Source organism: Roseateles sp., assembly GCF_036404855.1.
Classification (GTDB): domain Bacteria; phylum Pseudomonadota; class Gammaproteobacteria; order Burkholderiales; family Burkholderiaceae_C; genus Pelomonas.
Window position 1 is genome coordinate 1 of sequence record NZ_DASWYS010000079.1, and the last position, 9,207, is coordinate 9,207.

Below are 9,207 nucleotides of genomic sequence, written 5' to 3' on the forward strand. Positions count from 1 at the left end.
CCGAGGCCAGGAGCAACAGCGAGAAGGTCAGGTGGAACTTCATGGCGCAATGCAGCTTCAGGGTGATGAAGCAGATGGTGGGCGATGGGCGTTCGCCGCCGTGTCGGCCGGAGCCATCAGTGCTTATCGGACAAGGGGAGAGCGGCCTGCACGTGCGGGCGCAGTGGCGCGAACTCCTACAGTGCCCGCTTGCGCCCGCCGACGGCCGACCGGGTGCTTGCCGCCCACACTTGCTGCGCGAGGCCTGCCAGGCCGATCAGGAGACCGACATGAGACCCGCAGCAAGCCCCCGCGCCGGAGATTGGCGCGACCATCTGCCTCCCTACGGCCAGCCGCTGGAGCCGCCGGGGCCGCCCCCTCTGCGCGAGCCGGACGTGGAGCACTCACGCCCACGCCCGCGCCCCCGTTCGCGGGCCGGGGGCTGGTTCGTCGCGCTGGGACTGGGCGCAGCCCTTGCCGTGCTGGTGATCGCCAATCTGCAGGACCCGCGCAGCCTGGGCACCCAGCTGGACGATGCGGTGAACCACGTACGCGGCGTGGGCGACCAGGTGGGCCGCAGCGTCACTGATTCACAGCAAGCGGCTGTCCAGGCGTCACGTCAGGCGCTGGATGGCGTCGGCACGGCCATCGACGACGGGGCCATCAGCCTCAAGGTCAAGGCTGCGCTGGCCGCCGATCCTGCGCTGAGTGCAGCGCGCATCGACGTCAGCACGACGCGAGGCATCGTGCGACTCGACGGCCCCGCGCCCGACGGCGCTGCCCGTGAGCGCGCCACCGTGCTGGCCGGCGCGCCGCAGGGCGTGCGCGGCGTGGATAACCGGCTGGCGCTGCCACAACCGGCCAACGTCGTCGCCGTGGCCGAGGGCGTGCATCGCCCGCAGCCCGAGACGCCCGCCGTCCCGTCGCGCTGAGGTAGTCGAATAAACGCCGGCCCATCCTCGGACGGGCCGGCGTTGTTGCGCTGGAGGGCTGCCGCCCTGCGGCTCGTGCCGCGGGCAGCAGTGCTTTACTGGAAGTAGCGCGCCTTGGCGCTGGCCCGACAACTGTCCTTGGCGTCGCCAGCCAGGGCATCGCAACGCTCGCTGGCGACCTTGTAGTCGGCCTTGAGCTTGGCGTCGAGCGCGTCGGATTCGGCTTCCGCGACCGCCTTGTTGGCCTTCAGGTCGGCCTTGGCCTTGTCGTGCTCGGCCTTGGCTTCGGCGACGCAGACATCCTTGGCATTGCCGGACTTGTCGTCACACATCTCCTTGGCCAGCTTGTACCGGGCCTCGAAGCGCGACTCTAGGTAGTGGTGACGGTCCTTCTCTTTGCCGGTGTACTGGTACTCGAGATTGGCCAGGGCCACCTTCTCCTGACCCTTGGCGCGCTCCACGCAGACATCCTTGGCGTTGCCAGCCAGTGAGTCGCACTTGTCGCGCTCAGTCTTGAACATGGCCTTCACTTCGTCCTTGGCGCTCGTGTAGACGGGCTTGGCGAGATTGGCCGAGGCGGTGCCGGCAAGGCCGATCAGCGCGAGCAGGCACAGCAGGCGTGAGGTGCGGATCTGTTTCATCATGAGGATCTCCTTTGGCTTGATGGGTGGCGGCTTCATGCCCGCAGTGGGCCGCTGCCACGCCGTTCAGCTTAGGAATCTGCACCCGGAGGCCATGTCGGTCTCACGGCTCCGCCAAAGTCGGACAACGCCGCGGGAGCCCGGCGCGCGACCCTCGTGTCCCTCGTGGCCGCCGCCGGCCCGCCTGGCCTGCTAGGCGCTTGGCCGCAAGGCGCTTTTTGGCCGGAAGGCCTTGCAGATCTCGTCGCGCGTTTCCAGGTAAGGCCCGCCGATCAGGTCGATGCAGTAGGGCACCGCCGCGAAGATGCCGCTGGCTTTCTCGTGGCCGGCCAGTGTCTCGGCGATGGCCTTGGGCTGGCCGGGCAGGTTGATGATCAACGCTTGGCCGCGGATGACGGCGACCTGGCGCGACAGGATGGCCGTGGGGACGAAATGCAGCGAGATCTGACGCATCTGCTCGCCGAAGCCCGGCATCACGCGGTCGGCCACGGCCAATGTCGCCTCCGGCGTCACGTCGCGCGGCGCGGGGCCGGTGCCGCCGGTGGTCAGCACGAGGTCGCAGCGCTCGGCATCGACCAGTTCGACCAGCGTGGCCGAGATGCCAGCCTGCTCGTCGGGAATCAGGCGCGGCACGAAGGCGATGGGATTGCGCAGGGCGCTCGTCAGCCAGTCCTTGAGCGCGGGCAGCCCCTTGTCCTCATAGACGCCACCGGAGGCCCGGTCGCTGATGGAGACGATGCCGATCCGGACGGTTTCAGGGACCGGATCACTCATCGGTGTCCGCCGCTTCACTGGCCTTGATGAACTGGAACAGCTCACGGTAGGCGCGACCGCTGCGTTTCTCAGGGGCATTGGAGGCGTCCTTGCGCGCTGCACGCACGAGGCTGCGCAGCTGCTGGATGTCCAGGTCGGCATGCTCGGCCAGGAACTCCTGCAGCGCGTCGTCGCTGGCCAGCAGGCGCTCGCGCCAGCGCTCGGACTGGTGCAGCTTCAGGCTGTCCTGCGCATGGCCCAGCTTGAAGGCAGCGACGGCCTCGCGCACGGGCTCGGGGTCGATCTTGCGCATCAGCTTGCCGATGTATTGCATCTGCCGACGCTTGCCCTCGAAGTTGGTGATCTTCTTGGCGGCCTTCAGCGCGTCGCTCAGGATCTCCGGCAGGGCAAGCGGCGCCCAGCGCGACTCGGGCAGGGCCAGCAGTTCTTCGCCCAGCTTCTGCAGCGCGGTCATGTCGCGCTTGAGCTGGCTCTTGCTGGGGCGGTCGAAGTCGTCGTCGTCTTCGAATTCGGGGATGTTTTCTTGCATTGGGGGCCATGTTCAGGCGAGTCCTATGATTGTCGCCCACTCGAATTCAGTGCCTTTCATGTCCCAAGCCAAAGACGGTTTCGCCTACAGCCCCGAGCAGTTCCAGCAGTGGATCGAGGATGCGCTCTCCGAGGCGAAGAAGATCGGCGCCAGCGATGCGGGCGCCGAGGTGTCGGAAGGCTGCGGCCTGTCGGTGTCGGCCCGCCTGGGCAAGCTCGAGAACGTCGAGCGCAATCGCGACAAGTCGCTGGGCATCTCGGTGTACCTGGGTCAGCGCCGCGGCAACGCCAGTACGTCGGACTTCTCGCCTCAGGCCATCCGCGACACCGTTCGCGCCGCCTATGACATCGCCCGCTTCACGGCCGAAGACGAGTTCGCCGGCCTGCCTGAGGTGGCCGACCTGGCCCTCGATGCCGCGGCGCGGCCCGAACTCGACCTCTTCCACCCTTGGGCCATCGACGCCGCCCAGGCCGCCGACATCGCGCTGCGCTGCGAGGCTGCGGCGCTGGGTGTGGACAAGCGCATCACCAACAGTGAGGGCGCGGCCGTGTCGGCCCAGCAATCGCATTTCTGGATGGGCAACACGCGCGGTTTCCGCGGTGGCTACGCCAGCTCGCGGCATTCCATCTCGGTCGCGCCCATCGCCGGCCGCGGCAACGACATGCAGCGCGATGCCTGGTACAGCTCCATGCGTGATGCGGCGGACCTCGCCTCCGCCGAGGCCGTGGGGCGCTACGCCTCGGAGCGCGCGTTGTCGCGCCTGAAGGCGCGCAAGGTGGCCACGGCCGAGGTGGCGGTGCTGTTCGAGAGTACGGTCGCCATCGGGCTGCTGGGCGCGTTGGTGCAGGCCACCAGCGGCGGCGCGCTGTACCGGCGCACCAGCTTCTTGCTGGACAGCCTGGGCCAGCCGGTCACGGCGGCGCATATCGACATCGCCGAGGATCCGCATGTGAAGAAGGGCAAGGGCAGCTCGCCGTTCGACGACGAAGGCGTCGTGACGCGCGCCCGGTCGGTCGTGCAGGGCGGGGTGCTGCAAGGCTATTTCCTGTCCAGCTACTCGGCGCGCAAGCTGGGCATGCAGACCACCGGCCATGCGGGCGGCTCGCACAACCTGCGCATGACCAGTCGCGCAACCGCGCCCGGCGACGACCTCGTGACCATGGTGCGGCGCCTGGGCCGCGGCTTGCTCGTCACCGAGCTAATGGGGCAGGGCGTCAACTACGTGACGGGGGACTACTCGCGGGGTGCCAGTGGCTATTGGGTCGAGAACGGCGAGATTGCCTATCCGGTTCATGAAGTGACCATTGCCGGCAATCTGAAGGACATGCTGCAGAACATCGTCGGCATCGGCGCTGACGAGTACACGATGGGCACCAAGACTGTCGGCTCCATCCTCGTCACGGGCATGAAGCTGGCCGGCAACTGACTATCATCGAAAACTGACAACAGGAGCCCTGGAGATGATCACTCGCACCCTCAAGCCGCTGGCCGTGGCCGCCCTCATCGCGCTGGCCGGCGCTGCCCAGGCCGCCGACATCAAGCTGGGCGTCGCCGAGGCGCTGTCGGGCGGTGCCGCTCAGTATGGCCAGAGCATCCGCAACGGATTCCAGTTGGCGGCCGACGAGATCAACGCCGCCGGCGGCATCAACGGCAACAAGCTGGTGCTGGTCGTCGAGGACGAGCAGGGCAAGAAAGAAGAGGCGATCAACGCCTTCAAGAAGCTGATCTTCCAGGACAAGGTGCTGATGCTGTTCGGCCCCACGCTGTCCAACTCCGCCCAGGCCGCCGACCCGATCGCGCAGGCCGCCAAGACGGTGGTGTTCGGGACCTCCAACACGGCAGACGGCATCACGTCCATCGGCGACCACGTGTTCCGCAACTCGGTCACCGAGGCAGACGTGCTGCCGGTCACGCTGTCCACCGCGGTGAAGAAGCTGGGCATCAAGAAGGTGGCCGTGCTGTACGGCAACGACGACGTCTTCACGAAGAGCGGCTACGACAACTTCAAGAAGGCGCTGGAGGCGCAGAAGATTGCCGTCACGACGACCGAGACCTTCGCCAAGGGCGACGTGGACTTCAAGGCCCAACTGACCAAGATCAAGGCTACGAACCCGGATGCGCTGGTGCTGTCCGCGCTGATCGCCGAGGGCGCGCCCGTCATGGTGCAGGCCCGCCAGCTCGGCCTGAACGTGCCGGTCATCGGCGGCAACGGCATGAACTCGGTCAAGGTGTTCGAGCTGGCCAAGGGTGCGTCCGACGGCCTGTGGATCGGCTCCCCCTGGTCCATCGAGAACCAGACCAAGGAGAACGGCGCCTTCATCGTCGCCTACACCAAGCAGCACAAATCTGCACCCGACCAGTTCGCGGCACAGGCCTATGACGCGATGCACATCACGGCCCAGGCGCTGAAGAAGATCAAGCTCAGCGGCGATCTCGCCAAGGACCGGGCCGCACTGCGCAATGCGCTGCCCGAAGTGAAATGGACCGGCGCGACCGGCGGCTTCGCCTTCCGCCGTGCGCTGGACAAGGCCGGCAAGCCGGCCGGCTACGACGCCAACCAGACCGCCATCGTCAGCGTCACCAAGGGCGGCCGCTACGCCATCGAGAAGTAACTAGTGCGGCGTCAGCCGCTGCGGCCCGCGGCGCTCCACCGCGGGCCTTGTCTTTTGCACAGGTCCCGACGTGCTTGAACAGCAACTCTTCAACGCCCTCTCGCTCGGCAGCGTCTACGCGCTGTTCGCGCTCGGCTTCACGCTGGTGTTTGGCGTGCTGGGTGTGGTCAACCTGTCGCACGGCGCCGTCTTCATGGTCGGCGCCTACGCGGCGTTGCAGGCGGTCCTCAAGCTGAACCTGCCCCTGGCCGGCGCGCTGGCCGTGGCCTTCCTCGCCTCGGGCCTGCTGGGGCTGGTCATCGACCAGCTGGTGCTGCGGCCGCTGCGGGCGCGCAATGCGCCGCACCTGATCCCGATGATCGCCACCATCGGCCTGGCCATCGCGCTGAACAGCCTGGCCCAGGGCATCTTCGGCGCAGAGAACCTGCGCTTTCCGGCCGAGGTGCTGCCGCATGACACGCTGACCGTCGCGGGCCTGCACGTGACGGTGCTGGAGTTGGGCATCATCGTGCTGTCCTTCGGCTTGATGGCCGTGCTGCTGCTGGTGCTGCGCGGCACCCAGCTGGGCCGTGCGCTGCGCGCCATCGCAGAGTCGCCCAAGGCGGCGGCGCTGCTAGGCATCAACGTGGGCGGCCTGTTCATGCTGACCAGCTTTTTCGCCGCCGGCCTCGGTGGCGTGGCGGGCGTGCTGATCGGCCTGTACTCCAACGCGCTGTTTCCGCTGATGGGTCAGCCCATCTTGCACAAAGGCATTGCCGTCATCATCCTGGGGGGCATGGGCGACATCCGCGGCGCGATGCTGGCGGGGTTGTTCCTCGGTTTCGCGGAAGTGCTGTCGGTGGCCTACATCGGCTCCACGATGCGCGACGCCGTCGGTTTCGGCCTGCTGTTCGCCGTGCTGCTGCTGCGGCCCAAGGGCCTGTTCGGCTCGGTCAACGAGCGCAAAGTCTGATGGAAAGCTTCGAGAGTTTCTGGGCCGTCTACAGCAACCTGGTGCTGACTTTGGGCACCAACGCGCTGCTGGCGCTGTCCATCTACCTGACCTTGTCCTGCGGCATGTTGGCCATGGCGAACGCGGCCTTCATGGGCATAGGTGCCTATGCGGCCTCGCTGCTGACGATGAACGCCGGCATGCCGTTTCCGCTCGCGCTGGCTGGCGGCATGCTGGCACCGGCGCTGGTGGCCTTCGTGATCGGCGGGCCCACGCTGCGTCTGTCGGGTGTCTATCTGGCGATGGCGACGCTGGCCTTCGGCGAGGTGGTGCGCATCTTCGTGCTCAACACCGAGGACTGGACCGGCGGCGCGCTGGGCCTGAACGGCATCCCGCAGCAGACCGAGTGGTGGCATGTCGCGCTGGCGCTGGGTCTGGCCTGCGGCGTACTTGCGCTGTTGCGACGCTCGAAGGTCGGGCGTGCCTTCGAGGCCATCAAGCTGGACGAGACGGCCGCGGGCCTGATGGGCATCAACGTCGGCGCCTACAAGATGCTGGCCTTCGTGTTGGGCGCCATGCTGGCCGGCCTGGCCGGCGCGCTGAATGCCCATCTGACCTTCTTCATCGGCCCCAACGAGTACGGCTTCGACCGCGGCGTCGAGATCCTGACCATGACCATCCTAGGTGGCGTCAAAAGCCTGATGGGCCCGATCTCCGGCGCCGTCATCCTGACGCTGCTGCCCGAGCTGCTGCGCGGCCTGGCGGATTTCCGCAACGTGTTCAACGGATTGATCCTGGTGGTCATCGTGCTGTTCCTGCCGCGTGGGCTGTGGGACCCCGCGCGCGTGCGCGCCCTGATGGGTCGGCGGAGCTGAGCATGCTGAAGCTGCAATCCGTCTCGCGCCATTTCGGCGGACTCAAGGTGCTTCAGGACGTCAGCTTCGAGGTGCCAGCCGGAGGCATCTTCGGGTTGATCGGCCCCAACGGGGCGGGCAAGACCACGGTGGTCAATCTGATCACGGGCCTGCTGCCACCGACCTCGGGCGACATCCTGTTCGACGGCGTGAGCCTGGTGGGCCGCAAGCCGCACCGCATCACGACGGGGGGCATCGCGCGCACCTTCCAGAACATCCGTGTGTTCAAGGAGATGACGTTGCTGGAGAACGTCATCGTTGGCATGCACGGCCGCCTGAGCTACGGCCCAACCGGGCTGCTGTTGCGGCTGCCGGGCTTCCGCGCCGCAGAGCGTGCCGCCCGCGAGCGGGCACGCGAGCTGCTGTCGTGGATGAAGCTGGAGCACAAGGCCCATGACATCGCCGACAACCTCAGCTATGGCGAGCAGCGCAAGCTGGAGCTGGCCCGCGCGCTGGCCACGGAGCCTCGGCTGCTGCTGCTGGACGAGCCGGTGGCCGGCATGAACGGGGCTGAGAAGGCCGAGCTGATGGACGAGATCCGCAACATCCAGGCGCGCGGCTACACCATCTTCATGATCGAGCACGACATGCGCTTCGTGATGGGCCTGTGCGAACACATCGCCGTGCTGAACTTCGGTCGCATCATTGCCCAGGGCGGCCCCGATGCGGTGCGCAACGACCCGCAGGTCATCGAGGCCTACCTGGGTCGCGACGACGACGAGGAGGCCGCATGAGTGTCAGCGAACCGCTGCTGAGCGTGCGCGGCCTGGCTGTCAACTACGGCCATGTGGAGGCCGTGCGCGGCATCGACTTGGACCTGGCGCCCGGCGAAATCACGACGCTTGTGGGCGCCAATGGCGCCGGCAAGTCGACGACGCTGATGGCGCTGTCGGGCCTGGTGAAGAAGGCCGCCGGCAGCGTGCACTTCGACGGTGAGGACATCACCGGCGCAGCCCCGCACCGCATCGTGGCCAGCGGTCTCGTCCAGGTGGCCGAAGGCCGGGCGACGCTGACGACGCTGAGCGTGCGCGAGAACCTGGAGCTGGGCGCCTACACCCGCCGCGACGGCGCTGCGGCTCGCGCGCGCGACATTGACCATGTCTATTCGCTGTTCCCGCGCCTGGCCGAACGGGCCGCGCAGATGGCCGGCAGCCTCTCTGGCGGCGAGCAGCAGATGCTGGCCATAGGCCGCGCGCTGATGGCCAAGCCACGGCTGCTGCTGCTGGACGAGCCGTCCATGGGCCTGGCGCCCATCATCGTGCAGGACATCTTCCGCACGCTGCAGCGCATCAATGCGGAGGGGCTGACGATCTTCCTCGTCGAGCAGAACGTGAAGCAGGCGCTGAAGCTGGCGCAGCGCGCCTATGTCCTGGAGAACGGTCGCGTGGTGCTGCAGGGCAGTGGCCGCGAGCTGCTGGGCGACCCGCGCGTGCAGGCCGCCTACCTCGGTCACTGAGACCCGACGGGGGGGCGGTGCCTGCGCACCGCGCAACCCGGGTCGAGGGACGTGCGCCGGGCTGGCGCCCGTCAGTGACTCAGCCCAACTGCTGTGCCTGCACGAACAGGCGCGTGGAGCGCGCGCCCGAGCGGCAGAACGCCAACAGCGGGCGCGGCAGCTCCGCCAGCAGATCGGCGAAGGCGGCGATCTCCTCGGGAGACTGGTAGCCGCCCGCCACCGGCAGATGGCGGTACTCCAGCCCGGCGTCCTTGGCGGCGGCCTCGATGGCAGCCGAAGTCGGCTGGTCGGGGCCGTGCTCGAAGTCGGGGCGGTTGTTGATGACGCTCTTGAAGCCCAGGGCCGCAGCCTCGGCCATGGCCTCGGGCGTCAGCTGAGGGGCGACGCAGACGTCAGGCGTCAGCGCTTGCAGGGGCAGGCTCATCGGGGCTCCTTACTT

11 protein-coding genes are annotated in these 9,207 nt (G+C 67.7%); 7 read left to right on the top strand and 4 right to left on the bottom strand.

Annotated features, from left to right (window positions below; translation table 11 throughout):
• Positions 1–269 precede the first annotated feature (269 nt).
• Positions 270–911 (top strand): BON domain-containing protein, encoded by a 642-nt coding sequence (locus VGF12_RS05440; RefSeq protein WP_331175027.1) that lies wholly within the window; start codon positions 270–272, stop codon positions 909–911.
• A 95-nt stretch (positions 912–1,006) separates the two neighbouring features.
• On the opposite strand, the gene VGF12_RS05445 is transcribed toward VGF12_RS05440, so the two are convergent.
• The 3 genes from VGF12_RS05445 to yjgA form a co-directional block, all read right to left on the bottom strand.
• Positions 1,007–1,555 (bottom strand): hypothetical protein, encoded by a 549-nt coding sequence (locus VGF12_RS05445; protein WP_331175028.1) that lies wholly within the window; start codon positions 1,553–1,555, stop codon positions 1,007–1,009.
• A gap of 189 nt (positions 1,556–1,744) precedes the next feature.
• Positions 1,745–2,326, bottom strand: coding sequence for a molybdopterin adenylyltransferase (mog, locus tag VGF12_RS05450; RefSeq protein WP_331175029.1), 582 nt, complete (start codon positions 2,324–2,326; stop codon positions 1,745–1,747).
• Positions 2,319–2,855, bottom strand: a complete 537-nt coding sequence (yjgA, locus tag VGF12_RS05455) for a ribosome biogenesis factor YjgA (RefSeq protein ID WP_331175030.1) — start codon at positions 2,853–2,855, stop codon at positions 2,319–2,321. Before yjgA ends, mog begins: the two co-directional genes overlap by 8 nt.
• Positions 2,856–2,913: 58 nt before the next feature.
• On the opposite strand from yjgA, the gene pmbA reads away from it, so the two are divergent.
• From pmbA to VGF12_RS05485, 6 genes are all read left to right on the top strand, one after another.
• Positions 2,914–4,281, top strand: a complete 1,368-nt coding sequence (pmbA, locus tag VGF12_RS05460; protein WP_331175031.1) for a metalloprotease PmbA — start codon at positions 2,914–2,916, stop codon at positions 4,279–4,281.
• A 34-nt stretch (positions 4,282–4,315) separates the two neighbouring features.
• Entirely contained in the window at positions 4,316–5,467 is a 1,152-nt protein-coding gene (locus VGF12_RS05465) for an ABC transporter substrate-binding protein (protein ID WP_331175032.1), read from the top strand.
• Positions 5,468–5,537: 70 nt separating this feature from the next.
• Positions 5,538–6,419 (top strand): branched-chain amino acid ABC transporter permease, encoded by an 882-nt coding sequence (locus VGF12_RS05470; RefSeq protein WP_331175033.1) that lies wholly within the window; start codon positions 5,538–5,540, stop codon positions 6,417–6,419.
• Positions 6,419–7,273, top strand: a complete 855-nt coding sequence (locus VGF12_RS05475) for a branched-chain amino acid ABC transporter permease (protein WP_331175034.1) — start codon at positions 6,419–6,421, stop codon at positions 7,271–7,273. Before VGF12_RS05470 ends, VGF12_RS05475 begins: the two co-directional genes overlap by 1 nt.
• Before the next feature lie 2 nt (positions 7,274–7,275).
• The gene (locus VGF12_RS05480) at positions 7,276–8,046 is read left to right on the top strand and encodes an ABC transporter ATP-binding protein (protein WP_331175035.1); all 771 of its coding nucleotides are present in this window, start codon (positions 7,276–7,278) and stop codon (positions 8,044–8,046) included.
• A complete protein-coding gene (locus VGF12_RS05485; protein WP_331175036.1) occupies positions 8,043–8,768 on the top strand; it encodes an ABC transporter ATP-binding protein in 726 nt (241 codons plus the stop codon). Before VGF12_RS05480 ends, VGF12_RS05485 begins: the two co-directional genes overlap by 4 nt.
• Positions 8,769–8,847: 79 nt before the next feature.
• Here VGF12_RS05485 and VGF12_RS05490 read toward each other — a convergent pair whose 3' ends face one another.
• On the bottom strand, positions 8,848–9,192 hold the full coding sequence (locus tag VGF12_RS05490; RefSeq protein ID WP_331175037.1) for a TIGR01244 family sulfur transferase: 345 nt from the start codon (positions 9,190–9,192) through the stop codon (positions 8,848–8,850).
• Positions 9,193–9,207: the final 15 nt, after the last annotated feature.

What these genes read in the sequence shown, in the direction of transcription:
- yjgA (WP_331175030.1), bottom strand. Translation starts at nt 2,855, where the DNA reads ATGCAAGAAAACATCCCCGAATTCGAAGACGACGACGACTTCGACCGC.
- VGF12_RS05445 (WP_331175028.1), bottom strand. Translation starts at nt 1,555, where the DNA reads ATGATGAAACAGATCCGCACCTCACGCCTGCTGTGCCTGCTCGCGCTG.
- VGF12_RS05475 (WP_331175034.1), top strand. Translation starts at nt 6,419, where the DNA reads ATGGAAAGCTTCGAGAGTTTCTGGGCCGTCTACAGCAACCTGGTGCTG.
- VGF12_RS05440 (WP_331175027.1), top strand. Translation starts at nt 270, where the DNA reads ATGAGACCCGCAGCAAGCCCCCGCGCCGGAGATTGGCGCGACCATCTG.
- mog (WP_331175029.1), bottom strand. Translation starts at nt 2,326, where the DNA reads ATGAGTGATCCGGTCCCTGAAACCGTCCGGATCGGCATCGTCTCCATC.
- VGF12_RS05465 (WP_331175032.1), top strand. Translation starts at nt 4,316, where the DNA reads ATGATCACTCGCACCCTCAAGCCGCTGGCCGTGGCCGCCCTCATCGCG.
- pmbA (WP_331175031.1), top strand. Translation starts at nt 2,914, where the DNA reads ATGTCCCAAGCCAAAGACGGTTTCGCCTACAGCCCCGAGCAGTTCCAG.
- VGF12_RS05480 (WP_331175035.1), top strand. Translation starts at nt 7,276, where the DNA reads ATGCTGAAGCTGCAATCCGTCTCGCGCCATTTCGGCGGACTCAAGGTG.
- VGF12_RS05490 (WP_331175037.1), bottom strand. Translation starts at nt 9,192, where the DNA reads ATGAGCCTGCCCCTGCAAGCGCTGACGCCTGACGTCTGCGTCGCCCCT.
- VGF12_RS05485 (WP_331175036.1), top strand. Translation starts at nt 8,043, where the DNA reads ATGAGTGTCAGCGAACCGCTGCTGAGCGTGCGCGGCCTGGCTGTCAAC.